Genomic DNA, 21697 nt, shown 5'->3' with positions numbered 1-21697 from the left:
ACACCAAAATCCAAACAACCAATGAGCATAAATGACAGTTTTGGCATACCCTCCTATGTCGCTTCCGAAGATCGGTACGAAAAGATGAAATACCGCAGATGCGGAAATAGTGGACTCCTTTTGCCCATGATTTCCCTTGGACTATGGCACAACTTTGGGCATACGGACGATTTTAACAAAGCACGACAGATTTTGCGAACAGCCTTTGATCATGGGATCACCCATTTTGATTTGGCCAATAACTATGGTCCACCCTATGGTGCTGCCGAGGATAACTTTGGACGTATATTCCAAAAAGATTTCAAAGCCTATCGTGATGAGTTGATTATATCTTCCAAAGCTGGATGGGATATGTGGCCAGGGCCGTATGGAAATTTTGGGTCCAAAAAATATCTGATTGCAAGTTTAGATCAAAGCTTGCAGCGTATGGGTCTGGATTATGTTGACATATTTTACCACCACAGACCCGATCCAGACACCCCTTTGGAAGAAACTATGGGCGCCCTGCATCAAATAGTCAAGCAAGGTAAAGCACTTTACGTTGGAATTTCCCAATACCATGCGGAGGACACGGCCAGAGCATATGATATTCTTAAAGAACTTGGAACTCCCTTACTTATACATCAACCTCGATACAATATGTTTGATCGCTGGATAGAGGATGGGCTTTTGGACGTTTTAGGTCAAAAAGGAATCGGTTCCATTGCTTTTTCCCCGTTGGAACAGGGTATACTGACCAACAAATACCTCAAAGGACTTCCTAAGGATTCCAGAGCGGTTAAGGACGCCCGCTATTTGAAGTCCGATCAGATTACACCAGAGGTTTTGGACAAGGTCGCAAAGCTTAATGCCATTGCTGAAGGTAGAAACCAAAGTTTGGCCCAAATGGCCTTGGCCTGGGTATTACGTGATGAGAAAATTACAACCGTGCTGGTTGGGGTTAGCAGGGCAAGTCAACTACTGGATAACATCCAAGCTTTGGAGAATTTAGATTTCAGCGCTGATGAATTGCAACAAATTGAAACCATTTTAAAAGGCTAAACCACGGCTCATGTCAGAGACCGTAACCATTCGGAATATCAAGCTGGATTTTCTGGCCTCCCTGGGCAATGGATTTGTAAATGGTCTCCACAATAATCATGTCACGGCGTCCCATTTCGCCTGGAGCCACATTGGGTTCGCCAAATAATATATGCTTGGCAAAGTCATCCATTTGCAATTTCTGCTGACTTTCCTGTGGAAAGTTTAAATCTCCACGGGAAGTACGTCCGGCCAAAGGAATATAAGTGCTGGCAGGATCCAATTCATACCAACCTTGATCACAGGAGGCAAACAAGCGGTTGGCCCTGATGTTGTGTGAGGTCATGATATTTCCAACCGCCCCACTTTCAAACTCAAATTGAGCGGTTATGGTTTCATCCGTATCCTTGAAATAGTCAGGATCGGTGCTGTATTCCTGGGCGGATACAGATACGGGATTCTCTCCGGTTCCATAGATCACACTTTGAATGGCATAAACTCCCATGTTCATCAATGCCCCTCCGCCAGATAAGGCTTTGTTCAATCGCCACTGTCCTGGGTTGGACCTGGAACGGTATCCAGCATCTGCAGTTATATAATGAACATTTCCAAAGGTTTTCTCCCGAACATATTTTTTGATTTCTTGGGTATAGGGTTCTGAATGAAGCCGATAACCCATACCCAGTTTAACCCCAGCATCTTTACATGCTTTTATTATGGCATCACACTCCACTACGGATACTGCCATGGGTTTTTCACAGATTACATGTTTACCTGCTTTTGCCGCCCTTATACAAAAGTCGGCATGCATGCTATTGGGCAGGACCACATATACTACATCTATGGCAGAATTGTTTTTGATGGTGTCAAAATTTTGGTAATTGTATATATTCGCTTTGGGAATGCCATATTTGGATGCCCATACTTCTTCTTTTTCAGGAGTTCCAGTGACAATTCCAGCCAGATAACAATGCTCTGTGTCCTGCAATGCAGGGGCCAATTGGTACGTGCTGTAACTTCCCAATCCTACCAGTGCAATTCCCAATCTCTTCTTGTTTTGTGATGTGGCGTTGGCAGCGATAAAAGCTGAGGAGCCCAGTAGTGCGGTAGCTCCAATACCTTTGCCCAAAGTGGAATTAAATGTTCTTCTGGAAATGGTTTTCATACCTCTTAGTTTTGAGTTCTTTAAAGTTAGAAATAAACAAGAAGAAAAGAAGCTGGTTTGTGTTAATCTATATGAACTTATTTCTTTCAAATCCACTCAAAATCCCTACTTTTAGAACTAGACTAATTTTAACACAAAATGAAACAAAACTTCCTAGTTCTTTGCACCCTTCTGTGCACTGTTTTAACCTTTGCCCAAAGTCGGAAAATCCCTATTGACACTACCATCACCACGCAACATAGTGTTACTATCAATGGGGCCAATATTAGCTATACGGCCACAACGGGCACACAACCTGTATGGGATGATATGGGAGAGCCGATTGCCTCCCTTCACTATACCTATTATACGAGGAACAATGTACGTAACAGGGCAGAGCGCCCCTTGTTGATTTCCTTCAACGGCGGACCAGGTTCCGGATCTGTTTGGATGCACTTGGCTTACACCGGACCAAGGGTACTTAAGATTGATGATGAGGGATATCCTGTACAGCCCTATGGGGTTAAGCAAAATCCCTTTTCGGTTTTGGACGTTACCGATATTGTTTATGTGAATCCAGCCAATACCGGATATTCCAGAACCATTCCAGAAACAGGTGAAAAGGTGGACCGGGACAAGTTTTTTGGCATCAATGCGGATGTGACATATTTGGCCGAATGGTTAAACACCTTCGTAACCCGAAATAACAGATGGCGTTCCCCTAAATATATCATTGGTGAAAGTTATGGGGGAACCCGCGTTATGGGATTGTCACTGGCCTTACAAAACCAGCAATGGATGTATCTCAACGGGGTAATCATGGTTTCCCCTGCAGATTATAAAGTCATCAGGGTTGGTGGGCCGGTTTCAAGCGCGCTGAACCTCCCCTATTATACTGCCGCTGCTTGGCATCATAAGGCGTTACCATCAGAACTTCAAAGTAAAGATTTGCTGGAGGTATTGCCCGAGGCAGAAAACTACACGATCAATACTTTGATCCCAGCCATCGCCAAAGGTGGATTTATTTCCGACTCGGAACGAAATGCGGTTGCCAAAAAAATGGCCTTTTATTCAGGCTTAAAAGAAAAGGATATCCTAGATCACAATTTGGATGTGCCTACCCAATTCTTTTGGAAAAATCTACTGAAAGAAGATGGTGGTTATAACGTTGGAAGGTTGGACAGTCGCTATTTAGGAATTGATCGACAACTGTTCGGAGAAGGACCTGATTATTCTGCAGAGCTGACCTCTTGGCTGCATAGCTTTACCCCGGCAATCAACTATTATCTTCAGGAAGAACTTAAATTCAAAACGGATATCAAGTATAATATGTTTGGCCCCGTACATCCTTGGAACAATGAAGATGACAATACACGGGATAATCTGAGACAGGCCATGGCGCAGAATCCATATTTGAACGTTTTGGTTCAATCCGGGTACTATGATGGTGCCACTACCTATTTCAATGCCAAGTACACCATGTGGCAGGTTGACCCAAGTGGGCGGATGAAAGATAGGTTTGAATTTAAAGGGTACCGATCAGGGCATATGATGTATTTAAGAAGGGAAGACTTGAAAAAAGCCAATGATGACCTCAGAAACTTTATAGTAAGAACAACGGCCAATGGAAAAAGTGCCAAATATTAAAATCATGAGTAAAATAGCAATCTTGTCCGTGATATTCGGACTCACTGCCCAATGTATCATCTCCCAAACCATACCTCCAAAAGAATGGCAAATCAAAACTGCCCTAATGGCCGTACCAGCGGATTATAAAGACGGGGCCAAAGTATATGGCTATGATGCTTCGGGGAATTTTGTTACACTGCGAGAAGGAAGCAATGATTATATCGCATTGGCAGATGACCCCAAAAAGGAAAAGTTTTCCACCGCTGCATATCATAAGGAACTGGAACCCTTTATGGCTCGTGGAAGGGAGTTGAAAGCCCAAGGTAAAGATGGGAAGGAAATCTTTGATATTCGCGAGGAGGAAGTTAAGGCTGGAAAGTTGAAAATGCCGGACAAGACCACCTTATGTGTCTTTACGGGAGATGTAAACACGGAAACCCAGGAAATTGAAAATCCCTATGTGCGCTATGTTTTTTACATCCCCTTTGCAACAGGGGAAACCACAGGATTACCCACCACCCCTACTCCTCCTGGGCACGCTTGGATTATGAACCCAGGAACCCATAGGGCCCACATTATGATAACGCCACCGAAGAATTAGAAAGGTTCAATGAAAAAAATTGTCTTTGACAATCCCCATCGGAAAAAGCATTTTGCTTTTTTCAATCACATGAACCATCCGCATTTTAACATTACGGCCAATGTAGACGTTGGCTCGTTCTTACCTTATGTAAAGTCAATGGAATTGCCATTAACCTTTAGTTTGGTTTATTTGTTATCCAAAGCAGCCAATGATATCAATGAGTTTCGATGGAGAATTAGAGAAAATGAAGTAGTTGAGCATGAGAGTGTGCATCCCTCTTTTACGGTTCCCACCAACGAAACTGACGTTTTTAGTTTTTGCACGGTTCCATTTAAAACAAGCGCCCAGGATTTTATCCATGATGCTAAACGGATCAATGAGGCCATGAAAACAAACCCTTCCATTGAAGATGAACCTGGAAGGGACGATTACTTGTTTATGTCGGCTATCCCTTGGGTAAGTTTCACCAGTATTCAGCATGCCATGCACTATCACCCGCATGATTCGGTGCCCAGAATAAGCTGGGGGAAATTCTTCAGCCAAAATAACACACATTTAATGCCTTTGTCCGTCCAAGCGCACCATGCTTTGGTTGATGGTAGACATATGGGACGGTATTTCGAGAATGTTCAGGAATTACTCTATAATCCTGAATTATTATCAGATTAAATACTTATTTAATAAAAATATTGTAACAAATCAACAATTTTACCTACTTATAATGAAAATACATCATTATGGGTTTCAGTTCGCATGCCAGCAAAGTAGTTAAAATCAATAGGGCCTTATTAAAGAAAAGAAAAATAAGGACTAAAGCGGATGTTTATGGCAATCCAGTTGAAACTACCTTGGAATTTAAACCAGAATCACCACATTCAAGGCGCCGAGTAAAAGAAATGATCCAAGACAATAGGAAAACTAATTTGGCCGCGGGTTTAATGGCATTCCTAATTGTACTGCTCTTTTTGATTTCGATAGTCCTTTACCTGAGGTAAGCGAACAATTTTTATGAGAGAATTTGTTTATTTTTAGCAAACACCTTCAATCATGTCAAAACACAGAATCCTAGTTATTGCCTTGCTGTCTTTCCTTTCATTTTTTAAAAATACCCATGCCCAGGATTGGCCCAATCTAGCCAAATATCAAGAGGCAAATCAAAAGATATTAACCGCTCCAATGGATGAAAATCGCGTGGTTTTTATGGGTAATTCCATTACCGAAGGGTGGACCAATGGCATGCCTTCTTTCTTTGAAAATCCTTCTTATGTAAATCGGGGGATTAGTGGTCAGACCACGCCTCAAATGCTATTGCGATTTAGGCAGGATGTTATTGATCTAAAACCTAAGGTGGTTCTTATTTTGGCCGGCACCAACGATATTGCAGGTAATACCGGACCAATGACCTTGGAGCAGATAAGGGATAACATTCAATCCATGGTGGAATTGGCGCAAGCAAGCAGTATTACACCCGTAATCTGTTCAGTGCTCCCAGCTTTTGACTACCCATGGAAACCAAAAATGGCCCCGAATATAAAAATCCCCCAATTGAACAATATGCTGCAGCGACTGGCCAGGGATAAGAATATATTTTATCTGGACTATTTTTCCGCCATGTCGGATAACAGGAATGGGCTTCCCAAGGAACTGGCTAATGATGGGGTTCACCCAACTACCGCGGGCTATGAAATCATGGCCGAACTTGCCAACAAAACCATTCAAATGGCTATTAAGAGTTAGATATGAAATTTTCCATTCCGCTTTTGGCCTTATTTTTCGGATGGTATGCGAGTGCCCAAAACAACATTCAAGTCCAACCCCTACTGGAACATTTGCCCATGTTTGATAAAATCAGGGATTTTACCATGGATGCAAATGGGAAAGAATCCTACTTCACTGTTCAATCCCCTAACGAGGAGGTGTCCGTAATCGTGAAATCCGTTAATGGGGAAGATGGTTGGGACATGCCAACAATTGCCTCTTTTTCTGGAAAATACAAAGATCTGGAACCATTTCTGTCCCCAGATGGGTTGCGCCTATATTTTGTGTCCAATAGACCTGTGGAGCCGGCGTCAACAACTCCAAAGGATTTTGATATTTGGTACGTGGAAAGGGCTAATGCGACCTCTAAATGGTCTACACCCATTAATATAGGTGCTCCAATCAATACCGAACACAATGAATTTTATCCTGCTGTGGCGCAAAACGGGAATTTATATTATACCTGTGATTGTCCTGGGGCGCTAGGAAGGGATGATATCTTTTTCAGTTCGTATGATGATGGGAGTTATGCCGAACCCATTTCCTTGAGCGGGAACATTAACACGGAAGGCTTTGAATACAATAGTTACATTTCCCCTGATGATTCTTACTTGATTTTTGGAGGATACAACCGCGAGGACGGTCAAGGGAGTGGTGATCTCTATGTCAGTTTCAAAGACGATTCCGGGAATTGGACCAAAGCCATACCCCTACCCGCTCCTATTAATTCGAAATACATGGACTACTGCCCATTTGTGGACCCAGCAAACAATGTTTTGTACTTCACCAGTCGTAGAAGTCAAGAACCTGGCTCCAACATGGTTTCCATGGATGATCTCTTGGATTATCTGAAAAGCTATCAAAATGGTGGTAGCCGATTGTACAAAGCTCAGTTTGATATCTTATCACTGAAATGATTCAGGAATTCTTCGCAATTTCATGCAAAATCCTACCGTCAGCCTTTTTATGCCATTTAAAAATACCCAGGAATACCTTCCCGCATGTTTGGATTCCATTCTAGCTGAGACCTATCCCCATTGGGAGGTCTTGGCAGTTGATGATCATTCTGAAGACAATAGCAGGAAAGTTCTGGAAGCTTACGCCAAGAAGGATAACCGAATAAAAGTTTATCCCAATTTTGGTAATGGAATTATTCCAGCTTTACAAACGGCCTATGAACATAGTTCTGGAGAATTGGTTTCCCGTATGGATTCTGACGACATCATGAAGCCCAATCGCCTGGAAGTCATGGCAGGATCGTTGGGTAGTCATGGAAAAGGTCATGTGGCCGTGGGGCAAGTACAGTATTTTTCCCATCGAGGTATCAGCGATGGGTATGCACGATATGAAACATGGTTGAATGCCCTGACTGCAATCGGGAACAACTATAATGAAATCTACAAGGAATGTGTAATCCCTTCCCCTTGCTGGATGGTGCACAGGGATGATTTTGAATTGAGCGGTGCTTTCCGCCCCGATCGGTATCCCGAGGATTATGATCTCACCTTTCGATTTTATGAAAATCAATTAAAAATAATCCCCTGTAATGAAGTGCTTCATTTATGGAGGGATTATGATACCCGGACATCCAGAACCCATGAACATTATGCACAGAATTATTTTTTAGATATCAAGCTTCATTACTTTTTAAAACTGGATCATGACCCAACCCGTCCTTTGGTAGTTTGGGGAGCAGGTTTTAAGGGCAAGTCCATTGCAAAAAGTTTGGTAAATCAAGAATTGGACTTTGTGTGGTTATGTGACAATCCCGCAAAAATTGGCAAAAAAATATACGGACAGGAATTGGTGCATTTTGAAACGCTGAAAAAACTGAAAAATCCCCAGAGCGTGATAACAGTGGCCAATGAGACTGCCCAGAAGGAAATCCGTGAATTCTTCTCCACGCTGGGACAACAGGCCATGAAAGACTATTTTTTCTTCTGCTAGGTTTTGCAATGAGCAATGAGCAATGAGCAATGAGCAATGAGCAATGAGCAATGAGCAATGAGCAATGAGCAATGAGCAATGAGCAATGAGCAATGAGCAATGAGCAATAAAAATGAAAAATTGAAAATTGAAAATTGATAATTGACAATTGAATCTAACAAACCCTTAACACCGCCATTAGCTAAGTATCACCTATATTTGCTTAATCAAAGTTGGGAATGCAGTTTAAACATCCGGAAATCCTTTGGGCCCTATTACTTCTCCTGATTCCCATTTTTATTCATCTTTTTCAATTACGAAGGTTTAAAAAAACTCCATTTACCAATGTAGCCATGCTACAAAAGGTAGTTTCGGAATCCAGAAAAAGTAACCAGCTCAAAAAATGGTTGCTCCTCATCACAAGATTGTTGTTGATTGCTGCTCTGGTGGTCGCCTTTGCCCAACCCTTTAGCGCCTCCCAGACCGCAACCACCACAAAGGAGACGGTTATTTACTTGGATAATTCCTTCAGCATGCAGGCCAAAGACAATGGACTTTCCATTTTGGAACAGGCCGTTCAGGATTTGATCAAAAATGTTGGAGAGGATAATGTGTTCACCCTGTTCACCAATGAAAATATCTTCAGAAAGGTTACCGTAAATGAAATAAAAAACGAACTGTTGTCCTTACCATATACCCATAAGCAACTGGACGTTGATGCCATTTCTTTGCGTGCCAACAGCCTGTTCCCAAATTCGGAAGGCGCCATTAAACAATTGGTATTGATTTCGGATTTTCAACAAAACATGGGACAATCCATTGGAACACAGGACACCACCCTACAAACCTATTTGGTTCCTTTACGTTCTTCGCTATATAGAAATGTTTCCATAGATTCCATAAGCCTGGAAGAACATCCTGCCGATCAGTCAAAACTTACGGTGAGGCTGTCAGGCGGTATCAATGAGGAAAGCCTACCGATATCCTTGCATAATGGAGAGCAGTTGATTGCCAAAACTTCTGCAAACTTCACTTCAAACGGAAATGCAAAAGTGGAACTTTCCATTCCCGCAGATACCGAAATTCTTGGAACAATCAGTATTCAGGACAATGGACTTTCTTTTGACAATCAGTTTTACTTCAATATTGATGAAAAGGAGAAAATAAAAGTGCTTGCAATCAGTGAATCGGACAATAACTATTTGCAACGTCTATTTCCGCCAGAAGAATTTCAACTTCAGCTATTTGGGTTAAACCAGTTGGATTACAGTGCCCTGGGGGATCAGCATGTGGTAGTCCTCAACGAACTGAAATCCATCCCCAACGGATTGCAGCAAGTGCTCCGAAGTTTCAATGAAAATGGCGGAACGGTGATACTGGTGCCTTCTGTAGATTGCGACTTGAACACGTACAACCCATTGTTGTCCAATTTCTTTGCCACCAAATTTCTGGAAACACAGGTTTTGGAAAAGAACATCACAGGAATTTCTTTTGATCATCCCGTGTACCAAAACGTTTTTAATAAACGTGTACAAAACTTTCAATATCCCAAGGTAAACCAGTCTTACAAACTGGTGACCCGGGCCCCAAGCCTGCTTACTTTTGAGGGAGGGGATCCTTTCTTATCTGGAATCAATGGGTTCTATTTCTTTACGGCAGCTCTGAGTTTGGAAAATTCCAATTTTAAAAACTCCCCATTAATTGTACCTACCTTTTATAATATGGCAGCTTTCAGTTTAAAGGCGCCTGCCATACAGCACATGCTGGGGCAACCCACACGGATAGACATTGCAACGGAACTAGGAAACGATAACATAATGAAGGTTGCCAAAATGGATTATGAATTCATTCCAAGGCAACAATCGTTTACCAACAGGGTACGTTTGGATTTCGATGAAAACCCGTCAGAGGATGGCATTTATAAGATTCAGAAATCCGAAGAAACAATCAAACGCATCAGTTTTAACTACCCCAGAACGGAAAGTTTGTTAAGATATACGGAAGTAGAAGGAACAGAGCATGTTAGCGTCCAAGATTCCGTAGCTGGACTTTTTGAACATCTGAAAGCATCAAATACCATTACTGCTTATTGGAAATGGTTTGTTATTTTAGCACTGTTTTTGGCCCTCTTGGAAGTCCTCATTCAAAAATTTATTAGATGAACATTCTGCTGAAGTCCGCAAAGATCGTATGCCCACAAAACAAGGCACTTCATTTAAAAAAGCGGGATATTCTCATTAAAAAAGGAGTAATCGAAAAAATTGCGGCTTCCATTCCTTCGGTTACAAACATCAAGGAATTTACCGCCAAAAATCTTCATGTATCCTTAGGTTGGTTTGATAGTAGCGTAAGCTTTGGGGAACCCGGTTATGAAGAACGCGAAACCATATCCAACGGATTGAAGGTGGCGGCAGCCAGCGGATTTACCGATATTTTGTTGAATCCCAACACCAAACCAGTACCGGATACCAGCTCAGATATTGTTTTCCTAAAAGAACGAGGTAATGGCTCCGCCACCAATCTATATCCTATTGGGAGTTTAACAGCGAATGCTGAAGGCAGGGATCTGGCGGAACTATTTGACATGAAAAATGCGGGAGCGATTGCTTTTTATGATTTTAAAAAGCAGCTGTCCAATCCCAATCTTTTAAAAATAGCCCTTCTCTACGCCCAAAATTTTGACGGATTGGTCATGTCTTTTCCCCAAGATGGACAAATTAAAGGAAAAGGTATAGTGCACGAAGGCGAAATCTCCACCACTCTAGGGTTGAAAGGAATTCCAGCCTTAGCGGAAGAACTACAGATTTCAAGAGACCTGTTTATTCTGGAATACACAGGAGGCAAATTGCATATTCCCACCATTTCCACGGCCAATTCCGTTAAACTTATCGCCAATGCCAAGCGTAGAGGTATGGACGTAAGCTGTAGCGTTGCGGTGCATAATCTGGCCTTTACAGATGATTCGTTAACTGAGTTTGATACCAACTTTAAAGTTTCACCTCCCCTACGCGAAAAATCGGATTGTAAAGCCTTGATCAAAGGAATCAAAGACGGGGTTATCGATTTTGTAACTTCCGATCATTTGCCTTTGGATATAGAGGAAAAAAGGGTGGAGTTTGACAATGCGGCCTATGGAACCATAGGATTGGAAACGGCCTTTGGCACACTGAACCCTATTTTTAAATTGGAAGAGACTATCTCCATTTTAACCCAGGGACGTGAACGTTTTGGACTTCAAAGCCCGAAACTGAAGGAGGGAGAAAACGCATGCCTGACATTGTTTGATCCCGACATGGAATGGGAATTTAAAGAAGACTTAAGCCAGTCCACCTCCAAAAACAGCATGTTTTTAGGTACACGATTGAGGGGCAAGGCTTTGGGAGTCATCAACAATAACCAATTCACTGTTTAATATTTTGAGTAGTTCCAAACCAGGCAGGTCTACTGCCATTGTAAGCTATATTACTATTCTAGGCTGCTTGATTGCCATCACCATGAACATGGAACCCAAGCAAGCTTTTGCCAGATTTCATGCCAAACAAGCTTTTGGAACACATCTGATCTACCATTCGTTGGCGACTTATCTGAATTTGACAAACGTGGACATTGTCATGGTTTGGGGAGTTCTTTGGGTAGTATACCTTGTTGCCATTATATATGGTTTCATTGGAGCAATCAACAACCGTGAAGGTTTACTACCAGGGCTGGGCGCAAAGTTTCAAAAATGGTTTACCTTTATTCCTTAAACTAATTTCATGTCCCCCACTGCATTATCCCTTGAATACCTACTGAGACCTTCCAGTCTTACCTCTGGCAAAATACCCGCAATTTTTATGTTCCACGGTTACGGTAGCAATGAAGAAGACCTTTTCTCCTTTGCTTCGGAACTACCAGAGGAACCCATGGTAATTTCGGTGCAGGCTCCCTATTCGCTGGAACCCTTTGGTCATGCTTGGTACGCAATAAATTTTGATGCCGAATACGGGAAGTGGAGCGATGATGAACAGGCAAAATCCAGTCGGGATAAAATTGTTGCCTTTATTGATGAAGCCTGCGAAGCTTACAACTTGGATACAGAAAACATTACGCTTTTAGGATTCAGCCAGGGTACTATTCTCAGTTATTCCGTGGCTTTGTCTTATCCCGAGAAAATCAAAAATGTGGTGGCCCTTAGCGGTTATATCAACGAAAAAATCCTGCTGGACGGTTATACCGACAAAGACCACGGTCAATTGAACATTTATGCATCCCATGGTCAGGTAGACCAGGTTATACCGCTGGAATGGGCCCAAAAAACCCCAGAATTTCTAACCCAAATGGGCATTGCCCATGTTTACGAGGAGTTTCCCGTGGGGCATGGTGTTAGTCAACAGAACTTTTATTCCTTTCGGGATTGGTTGACCAAGCATCTTTAGTGGCTGCGCGTATAGAGCAGGTGGTCCAATAGGGTAAAATCTACGGAGAGGTCATCCTTAAGTTCATATTTGATCACCAAATCTCCCCAATATTTACCATCAGAAAAATCAGCCAATAACCATTTATGGTTAAGTACCTTTATTTTATTGATTTTGAAATCGCTCTCCATTCCGTCATAGGGAACTAAGGGGTTATTTCCCTTCCTTTCATTGGTCTCCAAAAGTTTATCCTCTATATACCTTACTGGATCTTTCAAATCAAGGTGTTCATAATAAGCCAATGCATCGTCATTATTTTCCAAGGAGAAATATTGAATATCCAAAATCTTGAGTTGGGATTTTTGCAGGGAATCCTTCAATTCTGAAATTTCGCTTTGTAACCCATCCAAATCCGAATTCATAGCCTTTTGGTAATTGTTGGCACTTACAAATTGGTAAAGAACAATCAAGGCGGCAAAAACAAATAGGTACAGGAAAATTTTACTCTTCATAATATTTAAATCTTCAGTTTTAAATTATCGTAGGCCAAATGTACATGCTTTGGCAATTTTTTTTCCACTTCATCATGAAAGCCCAACATATGGCTTATGTGGGTAAGATAGGTTTCCTCCGCCCCTACTTCTTCTGCAAATGCCAAGGCCTCTTCCAAATTAAAATGGGAATGATGGGCCTCCTCCCTTAAGGCATTGACCACTAAAACCTTGGCCCCTTTCATTTTGTCCACTTCGCTTGGTTCCACACGCTTGACATCCGTTAAATACACAAAATCCCCAAAGCGATAGCCAAAAACCTCCAGCCTATTGTGAAAGGCGCGAATGGGAAGTACCTCAATACCACCCAAAGGTATCGGCTTGTTACTTTCAACCTCGGTCACACTCACTGCTGGAGCGCCAGGGTATCTATTTTCATCCGCAAATATGTAATCGAACCTAATTTTTAGGGATTCCACTACCCTTTTATGTGCAAAAATGGGAATATCCCCTTGTCTAAAGAAAAATGGGCGAATATCATCAATTCCCGCGGTATGGTCGGCATGCTCATGGGTAAAAAGGATACCATCCAGCGTAGTCACCGAATGTGTGAGCATTTGCTGTCTAAAATCCGGGCCACAATCCACTACATAATTGAAATTGTTCCAAGAAACCAAGACTGAAACCCTTAATCGCTTGTCCTTCGGATTGGGACTTAGGCACACTGGATGATTGCTGCCAATAACCGGAATACCCTGGGAGGTTCCCGTGCCCAAAAAAGTAATGGTCATCGCATCATCCATTAAATCCAAAATTATAACTTATTTATTTAATAGATTTGGGGAAGAGTGTAACTTTGTTTTCCATAAACCATTGGTTATGTCCACTGTCAAGAATTCTACAAACGCCTTTGAAAATATCCCTTCAATCAAGGCAAAAACACTGCGAATAAATTTGAATCCCAACATTTATGGAACCTTTGCTGAAATAGGTGCAGGTCAGGAAACTGCGCGGCAGTTTTTCCGGGCTGGAGGTGCTTCCGGAACCATAGCAAAGGCCATGAGTGCTTATGATAAGGCCTTTAGTGATGCCATCTATGGTGTGGAGAACGATGGGCGGTACGTCACCCAGTCCCGTTTAAAAAGGATGTTGGCGCATGAAATGCGATTGGTGGAAGAGCGGATCAGTCGTGAGAACAACCCTGATTATTTGTTCTTTTCCTTTGCAAATACGGTGGCCACAATCGATTTTTCCAAACGTTACAAGGGACACGGATGGGTAGGTATTCGATTTCAATTGGATCCAAAACAAAAAGAATATGATGAGATTGTTTTGCACATACGTTTTCAACAAAATGAAGCGAGACTGCAGCAAGAAACACTGGGTACTCTTGGGGTTAATCTTATATATGGTGCCTTTTTTAAATACCACAAGCCCAAAAAATTGCTCAAGTACCTCTATGATCATATAGATAGAGATACCATAGAAATTGACATGGTCAACTTTACAGGACCACACTTTAAGGATGTAGATAACCGCTTGATGAGTCTTCAGCTTATACGAAATGATATGACCGATGCGGTTATGTTTGGTCCTGATGGCAACAACTTGCTACCCGCAGCTGTGCTATACAAAAAGAACATTTTGGCCCTTAGAGGGAGTTTTAGGCCAGTGACCAAGGTAAATATGGACATGTTCCAAAAATCCTATGATATTTTCATTCGTGAACAAACGGTTGAATACGAAAATACCATAGTGGTTTTCGAGATAACGCTGTCCAACCTGAAAGCATCGGGTGAAATTGATGAACAGGATTTTATGGATCGGGCAGAATTGCTTTGTTCCCTTGGACATACTGTACTGATTTCCAACTTTAAGGAATACTATAAATTGGTTGAATACTTTAACAACTACACCAAGGCCAAAATTGGTATTACCATGGGTGTCAACAACTTGGTGGATGTATTTGACGAAAAATATTACCGTCACTTAAGTGGTGGGATCTTGGAAGCCTTTGGAAAACTGTTCTTCAAGGATTTAAAGGTGTATCTGTATCCGATGAAGGATCCCGAAACAGGGCAGATCATGACCAGCAACAACGTGAAGGTTCACCCTCGTATGAAAGAACTTTACAAATTCTTCAAGTACAATGGTAAGGTGATGGATATTATTGATTATGATCCTGATATCATGCATATCTTCTCCCAAGAAGTTCTACGTCGCATTACCAGCGGAGAGGATGGCTGGGAGGAAATGCTTCCTGAAGGTATTGCAGAGGTAATCCAGGAGAAACAACTTTTTACCAGAAAACTGATCGCTGAGGATAAAAGCTCTTAAGCTGTAAGGTTGCTCATCGCTTTTTATACTTTAGAAATAGCCAGGTTGTAATTATGACTGCCAATCCGATAGTAGCATAAATCCAGAAAGAAGTTTTGTTTTCGGGGTTTTCCATAATTAAAATGGAGGTGTTGGCTTTTTGGTTGGTAAGTTCCTGTTTTTTACCCCCTGCCCAGGTCACCACAATCCTGTCTACCGTATTGGCCGTTCCCAGACCAAAATGGGCTATTGCGGAATTTTGGGACATGTGACTGGAATTACCGCCATCAATTTCCCTAATCATATGCTTCCCATCCGAGAACACCTCTACCCTAGCACCAATGCCATTGGCTTCAGATGCTGTGCCCTTAAGGGCTACTTTAAACCAGTTCCCGTTGGCACCATCGTTTCGGAATAACTTGGTAACGGAAGGCACTCGGTAGTTATCATGGATAGGCTTTTGGTTGACCACCAAAATATCCAAATCCCCATCATTGTCCATATCAAATACCACAGAACCCCTACCCACTCCTGGGTCATTGATTCCCTTTAAACTGGCATTTTCAACAAAACTTCCATCTTGGTTGTCGTAGTAAAAATTGGCCATGGGATTACAATTGGGATTTAAATCCCCATTGGAAACATAGATATCCAAGTCCATGTCATGGTCAAAATCGGCAAAATTCGCTCCCCAGCTAATGGCAAAACTGTAGGCGCCCGTTTCCTTGGCCACATTCACAAAGGGTTTGTTGCCGCCTTGGTTTTGCATCAAATAGTTGAACTTGATATTGGTCACAAAATAATCCAGTAGGCCATCCTCATTATAGTCGCCTACCGCCGCTCCCATGGCATTGATCTTAAGATCCATTTCTTTGTCTTCACTGACATCCTTGAAACCCTTCCAAGGTGATCTATTTTTATATAGGAAGTTGGGCACAGCCTTATAACCAAAATCGTTATGGACAAAAATGTCCTGATCGCCATCATTGTCATAATCCGTAAAAACACTTCCAAAACCAAAACCTTTATGGCCTAGATTGTATTCCTCGTACTGGTTTTCGAAATGCTCTCCTTCTTTATTGATGAACAGATAGTCCTTGGAAGTCTGATGGGCACTGGCGATAGTGGCATCCTTCAGTATTCCCAGTTTTCCCGTGAACTCCACAAAATAGTTGCCCACGTATAAATCTGGGTACCCATCCGCATTTACATCCCCAAATGAAGCGCCCGTACTGAAGGAGTTAAACTCCTCTAAACCATAGACAGTGGTAGCATCCGTGAAGGTCCCATCCCCATTATTGATAAAAAGTAGATTTTTTGCCCTTGGAATTACGGTAGTGTTATCCTCGGAATTTATGGTGGTTATAAACAGGTCGCGCCATCCATCTTTGTTTACATCTGCACTGGCCACTCCTTGCGTAACATAATCCGCGGTTATTTCCAAACCAGATCCCTCAAATACGTTTTTGAACTTCCCTTCCCCTTGGTTAAGATATAATACGTCCGATGCTGTGCCCCCAGTAATGTAGAGATCCTCTAGTCCATCGTTATTTATATCGAAAGCTACTACCCCACCTCCAAAGGTTCCCTCGTAGACCAGAAACTGATGATCAATTCCAGCATCCTCAGTAACATCGGTGAACATTTTCTGTGCTTGAAGAAGGAAAGGACATAAAAGGACCAAGTGGACGGCCAGGGAAAGTTTGCGCATAATCAGTCTGATTTCCTCCAGTTTAAGTTGATTACATTTTTAGCAATTTTCACTCCTTCTTCCAAGCCCACATTATTGTCCTGGGGAGTGTGAATTCCCCCATAAAACCGAGAATCCGCGGTTTCTTGGGCCGCTTCCCAAAAGGAGTTGAAAGATCGTACCACAAAATCCGTATCCCTAACTTCGTCCCTCTCCCTTCCTTCATGGGCCCTGTCCGTAATCTGGACTTCCTTTCCAAACTCGTGTTCCAAGACTGTGGCCATTGCACCAGCATTGATGGCATGACCTGATGGAAACGCTGGAAAAGGAGGGTCAGGCCAAAAGGACTCCCATTCTTGATCAATAAACTTGGGAATAAAGGTGTTGGGCCGTTCAGAGAAAAAGTGATACTTCCATTCCCAACAATTGATAAAGGCATCTGCCACTGCAATACTCGTTTTGGCATAAGCTTCCGTTGCCTCAATCATACTGGGAAGTTTCTTCTCTACGGCCAAGGTTACATAATAATAGGAATGACCTGGAGGCGTAAATGACACATCAGGATCATCTCCCCACCAAATAGCCGCTTCTTTTTCCTCTTGGGTGAGTGCCAAATCTTTTTTATAGACTTCCATAAATTCCTCATAGTAGGGAGAGCCAGGTATGGTGTCATATGGAATCATATTAGGTAGCTCCAATGCTGAATTTTCCTTTAAAAACCTTCGGTTTTCACCCCAATGCGGATGCAAGGGATAATGACTGAATGACTGGGCAAACAAAGGCGGTTTCCAAGAACCTGGTCGCTCTGGGTGAACCATTTCCTTATCAAAATTGTAAAGATACCCTCTGTGTCCTCCGTCAGATTTTGACCATTCGAAAATGGCATTCGCTACTTCTTTTCCATAGGAAACGGATCGCTCCACAATTTCCAAATCGTTGATCTTATCCGAATAACTCTGGTATATATCCTGTTCCAACGAATCTATACGGGCCTTGTTCTCATCTGAAGTTTGCAGATAAATCTGTCGTAAAATTTGGGCCTGTCCTGCATTCAGGGACAATTCCCAGCTGTAGGTTTTATCATTTTCGGGTTGTGGAAGTTGATCCAAACCGTTGAGTTGGCCTTGCAATGAATTATTGTTTTGAAAACCGTGCACCACAGACTCATACATGGTCAATCCAATGTAACCAAACCCGCGGGAAGCAAAAGTTGGAGAATTTGCTGGGGTAAATTGGGTAATATATGTAGCCATTTTAGCCCATTCCAGGACTACGTCCTGCTCTGAGTACTCTTTACGTTCGCTGCAGGAATTTATGAAGACTGCAACGACCAAAATCCAATATGATTTTCTAATCACTTTTATCATGCACACATTTAATTAGCCCCAAATTGATAGGCCTCCAGGGATTGACCCTGAATTCCCACAAGCAATAGGTCATTCAAAATCACGGCACTTTCCACAACTCCATCTATGCGCAATCCAGACTTGGTCTGTTCCGTATATGAAAAGTTTCCATTCCCATCTCCCAAGAATAGCGTTCCGTAGTTGGCATCAAATTTTCCCAATCGTAATTTATAACGATGATTGTTCCCCAGTAACAGGAGGTCTAAATGACCGTCCTGATTAAAATCCTTGGATACAATCTCGTTCACAGGAGAAAATTGAGCTTGTCCAGGAAGCTTCATTTCCTTGAATGTTCCATTTGGTGTTCCTTTAAACAGCGTTGTTTCCATGTGATTCACAGAGAGCCTTTCAACTTTAGAAGTAATTTCCTCTTCAAAAATTTCAGATAAGTCGGCATCAGCATAGCTGCTATAGCTATTGAATTTAGGTCGTAAATGGGTCAATTGTCCCAACAGTTCATCCCTTGTTACATAGGGATAGCTTTTTCCTTGAATATAAAAACAGAATATGGGGTCTACTGCACCATTATGGTCAAAATCGTCATAATAAAGTTCCAAAGGTTCAGTGGACGAGGCTTGAAATTGGGTATTTGTCCCCATGTTGCCCGCAACGATATCCAGCTTTCCATCTTTGTCCAAATCCTCAATATGTACCGTGTTCCACCATCCCTGATACGAACTCCCAAAAAATTGGGATGTTGATTCAGCCAGCTTACCCTTTTCTATAGAAAAGACAGTAATGGGCATCCATTCACCAACTACAACCAACTCTTTTTTCCCGTTGGCATTCAAATCTGCCCAAGCAGCATCAGTAACCATTCCCAATTCAGAAACCTCAGATGCCAGTTGTGCGGTCTGATCTTTAAAACTGCCCTTCCCGTCATTCATCAGAATAAAACTTTTAGGGGTTTCAGGATATCGACCAGGAACCACCCTACCTCCCACAAACAAATCTGGGAATCCGTCTTCGTTAACATCATGGGATGCTATGCAACCCGTGCTAACATGCATTGCAGGAAGTGCATCTACGCTTCTTGAGAAATTGCCTTTTCCATCGCCTAAATACAGGCGATCTTGCAAAAGTTTGTCCCCAGAATCCAAATGGTGATAACCTCCGCTGGCTACATAAAGGTCAAGGTTGCCATCGGCATTAACATCCAAAAAAGATGCTGCGGAATCGTGAAATTCCTTGTCCACATTAAAATCTGGGATATTCAGTCTCTGAAATCGGCCATTGGCATCTTGCACAAATAGTGCACCGGATTGGTTTTGGGCTCCGCCAATAAAAATATCTTCCCTACCATCATTGTTCACATCCCCCTTACTAAGGCATGGGCCGTTATGGGAAAACTCTTCTAGTAGAAGTGATTGTCGTTTAAAATCATTGATCTGCACTTGTTGGTGGGCATAATCAATTGGCGAGGTGATTTCCTTAAAGTACTGCCCTGAACTTTGCGCAGTTTTACCCGCTGAAGGAACCGCATTGGACTCTTCGAGCTCTAGCACTTGATTGGACGAAACCTGGGTCAACGTCTGTACTTTACCACTGCTCCATCTTATTTTTAGAGAATCCACGAAAGTCAGGTCACCTAACCCAAAATGCATCACATCTGAAACAGACGATAGATAGCCCCTAGTGGTCATTTGTTCCTGGATTTGGATTCCGTCCCGGGAATACAAACTTACTTTTGCACCCAAGCCACGTAGATTTCCTGGCTTTCCCTTCAGTTTTACTTGAAGGTAATTATGCTTTTCATTGGACTCATTCTGATAAATAAACACAGGCTTGTTGATGTTGTTCACAATCAAATCCAAGTCGCCATCATTGTCCAAATCGGCATAAGCAGCGCCATTACTGTTGGACACCTGATCCAATCCCAGCGTTTGGGTTTTATTCTCAAATTCCAATCCACCTTTGTTGATGAACATATAGTTCAGCAAATCGGTTGAGGGCATTTGTTTGATAATCTGCAATACGTCTTCCCTGACCAATCTACCTTTGGACTGGACATAGTCTTCCATATAATTGATGAAATCCAAGTTGGTATAATCCCTAAAATAGCCGTTGGTTACGTACAGGTCCTTCCAGCCATCATTGTCAAAATCGGCCAAGAGGGCGGCCCAGCTCCAGTCGGTATTGGAAACTCCCGCCAACTGTCCTATCTCACTGTAAGTGCCATTTCCATTGTTGCGTTGTAACATATTACGCATGTATTGATAGTGGAAACCGCTGCGTAGGTTTAAATCAAATTTTTCATAATTGTCCGGGGAAAGAAGCAGTTTTTGCCTGCGGTTATCCTCAGGTAGCATATCCAAGGTATAGATATCCATCCACCCATCGTTGTCAACATCCGCAATGTTATTTCCCATGGAAAAATGGCTGGTATGGCCCATGCTGGTTTTCAGCTGATCTGTAAAAGTACCATCGCCATTATTTATGTAGAGATAATCAGGGATCGTGTAATCATTGGAGACGTAAAAATCTTCCCAACCGTCATTGTTGACATCGCTAATACATAGTCCCAATCCATAGCTCAAGGCCGAACCGCTTATGCCGGAATTTGGGGTTACGTCTTGAAAAAAGCCATTGGTTTGTTTGAACAGTCGAAGGCCGCGATGCGGATCATCAATTTTTAATTGGTTCTTCGTACTGGTCTCATTTAATACAGGTAAGGACTTTGGGTTATGGTTGAGCATCAAAACGTCTAAATCCCCATCATGGTCATAGTCAAAAAAATGGGCTTGATTGCTAAATCCTGCAGTATCCAATCCGTATTGCTTGGCACTTTCTTCAAAAACGGGAATTCCATTTTCATTGTTCCCCTTATTGATGAACAATTGATTTCTTCTTTTCTTATCAGGCAAGGCGCCCGAGTAGCAAAGGTAAATATCCAACTTGCCATCACTATTGATGTCCACGGAGCTTACCCCAGTTTTCCAAGGTCCTTTTCTTCCAGAAGTCCCGGAAGCCAGGGTAACATCTTCAAACTGCATATCCCCTCTATTTAGGTACAGTTGATTGTCGCCCAAATTGGCTGAAAAATAGATGTCGATATTCCCGTCCCCATTGTAGTCACCTACCGCAACCCCTCCACCGTTATAGAGATACTCATACATCAAAACATTGATGTTCAGATTCTCTTGCAGCCGATTTTGAAAATGGATATTGGTCTGTTCAGGGGATAGTAGGGTAAATAACCTCTCCTCAGCTTGGTGCCCTTTGGAATTTGCCGATTCATTGGATTCTTCTTTGCATCCAAATAGTAACAGCAGGCAAAGCGCCCAAGCCGAAGTAATATTTCTGAGGTTATGTATCATATCTGGAATGGAAAAAATCCATC

18 protein-coding genes are annotated in these 21697 nt (G+C 42.3%); 12 read left to right on the top strand and 6 right to left on the bottom strand.

Features of this window, described 5'->3' with window-relative positions:
* The first annotated feature begins 21 nt into the window (after nucleotides 1-21).
* Complete coding sequence (gene mgrA / locus ACOOE0_RS13805) at nucleotides 22-1041, top strand: L-glyceraldehyde 3-phosphate reductase (RefSeq protein WP_420399487.1); 1020 nt, start codon at nucleotides 22-24, stop codon at nucleotides 1039-1041.
* Nucleotides 1042-1054: 13 nt separating this feature from the next.
* On the opposite strand, the gene ACOOE0_RS13800 is transcribed toward mgrA, so the two are convergent.
* Nucleotides 1055-2185: a Gfo/Idh/MocA family protein gene (locus ACOOE0_RS13800; RefSeq protein ID WP_420399486.1), complete on the bottom strand. Its 1131-nt coding sequence runs from the start codon at nucleotides 2183-2185 to the stop codon at nucleotides 1055-1057.
* A 138-nt stretch (nucleotides 2186-2323) separates the two neighbouring features.
* Here ACOOE0_RS13800 and ACOOE0_RS13795 point away from each other — a divergent pair, with 138 nt between their 5' ends.
* The 10 genes from ACOOE0_RS13795 to ACOOE0_RS13750 all read left to right on the top strand — a co-directional run bounded on the left by ACOOE0_RS13795 (nucleotide 2324) and on the right by ACOOE0_RS13750 (nucleotide 12475).
* Nucleotides 2324-3811 carry a S10 family peptidase gene (locus ACOOE0_RS13795; protein WP_420399485.1) on the top strand — a complete coding sequence of 496 codons (1488 nt, stop codon included), beginning with the start codon at nucleotides 2324-2326 and terminating at the stop codon, nucleotides 3809-3811.
* Nucleotides 3812-3815: 4 nt separating this feature from the next.
* On the top strand, nucleotides 3816-4394 hold the full coding sequence (locus ACOOE0_RS13790; protein ID WP_420399484.1) for a hypothetical protein: 579 nt from the start codon (nucleotides 3816-3818) through the stop codon (nucleotides 4392-4394).
* Nucleotides 4395-4403: 9 nt separating this feature from the next.
* Complete coding sequence (locus ACOOE0_RS13785) at nucleotides 4404-5045, top strand: CatA-like O-acetyltransferase (RefSeq protein WP_420399483.1); 642 nt, start codon at nucleotides 4404-4406, stop codon at nucleotides 5043-5045.
* Nucleotides 5046-5423: 378 nt separating this feature from the next.
* Entirely contained in the window at nucleotides 5424-6113 is a 690-nt protein-coding gene (locus tag ACOOE0_RS13780) for an SGNH/GDSL hydrolase family protein (RefSeq protein WP_420399482.1), read from the top strand.
* 2 nt (nucleotides 6114-6115) lie between these two features.
* The gene (locus tag ACOOE0_RS13775) at nucleotides 6116-7051 is read left to right on the top strand and encodes a hypothetical protein (RefSeq protein ID WP_420399481.1); all 936 of its coding nucleotides are present in this window, start codon (nucleotides 6116-6118) and stop codon (nucleotides 7049-7051) included.
* Nucleotides 7052-7073: 22 nt separating this feature from the next.
* Nucleotides 7074-8081, top strand: a complete 1008-nt coding sequence (locus ACOOE0_RS13770) for a glycosyltransferase family 2 protein (RefSeq protein WP_420399480.1) — start codon at nucleotides 7074-7076, stop codon at nucleotides 8079-8081.
* A gap of 218 nt (nucleotides 8082-8299) precedes the next feature.
* Nucleotides 8300-10222, top strand: a complete 1923-nt coding sequence (locus tag ACOOE0_RS13765; protein ID WP_420399479.1) for a BatA domain-containing protein — start codon at nucleotides 8300-8302, stop codon at nucleotides 10220-10222.
* Nucleotides 10219-11472: a dihydroorotase gene (locus ACOOE0_RS13760; RefSeq protein WP_420399478.1), complete on the top strand. Its 1254-nt coding sequence runs from the start codon at nucleotides 10219-10221 to the stop codon at nucleotides 11470-11472. The genes ACOOE0_RS13765 and ACOOE0_RS13760 overlap by 4 nt, the downstream gene beginning before the upstream one ends.
* A gap of 4 nt (nucleotides 11473-11476) precedes the next feature.
* Nucleotides 11477-11806, top strand: coding sequence for a hypothetical protein (locus ACOOE0_RS13755; RefSeq protein WP_420399477.1), 330 nt, complete (start codon nucleotides 11477-11479; stop codon nucleotides 11804-11806).
* A gap of 9 nt (nucleotides 11807-11815) precedes the next feature.
* A complete protein-coding gene (locus tag ACOOE0_RS13750) occupies nucleotides 11816-12475 on the top strand; it encodes an alpha/beta hydrolase (protein ID WP_420399476.1) in 660 nt (219 codons plus the stop codon).
* On the opposite strand, the gene ACOOE0_RS13745 is transcribed toward ACOOE0_RS13750, so the two are convergent.
* A complete protein-coding gene (locus ACOOE0_RS13745; protein WP_420399475.1) occupies nucleotides 12472-12966 on the bottom strand; it encodes a hydrolase in 495 nt (164 codons plus the stop codon). The two genes, ACOOE0_RS13750 and ACOOE0_RS13745, sit on opposite strands and share 4 nt — an antisense overlap.
* Before the next feature lie 5 nt (nucleotides 12967-12971).
* On the bottom strand, nucleotides 12972-13736 hold the full coding sequence (locus ACOOE0_RS13740) for an MBL fold metallo-hydrolase (RefSeq protein ID WP_420399474.1): 765 nt from the start codon (nucleotides 13734-13736) through the stop codon (nucleotides 12972-12974).
* Nucleotides 13737-13824: 88 nt separating this feature from the next.
* On the opposite strand from ACOOE0_RS13740, the gene ACOOE0_RS13735 reads away from it, so the two are divergent.
* Complete coding sequence (locus ACOOE0_RS13735; RefSeq protein ID WP_420399473.1) at nucleotides 13825-15282, top strand: TonB-dependent receptor; 1458 nt, start codon at nucleotides 13825-13827, stop codon at nucleotides 15280-15282.
* A gap of 13 nt (nucleotides 15283-15295) precedes the next feature.
* On the opposite strand, the gene ACOOE0_RS13730 is transcribed toward ACOOE0_RS13735, so the two are convergent.
* Genes ACOOE0_RS13730 through ACOOE0_RS13720 form a run of 3 tightly spaced genes read right to left on the bottom strand, consistent with a single transcriptional unit; the run spans nucleotide 15296 to nucleotide 21674 of the window.
* Nucleotides 15296-16972, bottom strand: coding sequence for a CRTAC1 family protein (locus tag ACOOE0_RS13730; protein WP_420399472.1), 1677 nt, complete (start codon nucleotides 16970-16972; stop codon nucleotides 15296-15298).
* A gap of 2 nt (nucleotides 16973-16974) precedes the next feature.
* On the bottom strand, nucleotides 16975-18318 hold the full coding sequence (locus ACOOE0_RS13725) for a vanadium-dependent haloperoxidase (RefSeq protein ID WP_420399471.1): 1344 nt from the start codon (nucleotides 18316-18318) through the stop codon (nucleotides 16975-16977).
* A gap of 8 nt (nucleotides 18319-18326) precedes the next feature.
* The gene (locus ACOOE0_RS13720; RefSeq protein WP_420399470.1) at nucleotides 18327-21674 is read right to left on the bottom strand and encodes a VCBS repeat-containing protein; all 3348 of its coding nucleotides are present in this window, start codon (nucleotides 21672-21674) and stop codon (nucleotides 18327-18329) included.
* Between the last annotated feature and the right edge of the window lie 23 nt (nucleotides 21675-21697).

This window comes from Flagellimonas sp., assembly GCF_965215805.1.
In the GTDB taxonomy this organism is placed as follows: domain Bacteria; phylum Bacteroidota; class Bacteroidia; order Flavobacteriales; family Flavobacteriaceae; genus Flagellimonas.
The sequence above is the reverse complement of the archived record's forward strand: the minus strand, read 5'-3'. Positions and strand labels throughout refer to the sequence as shown.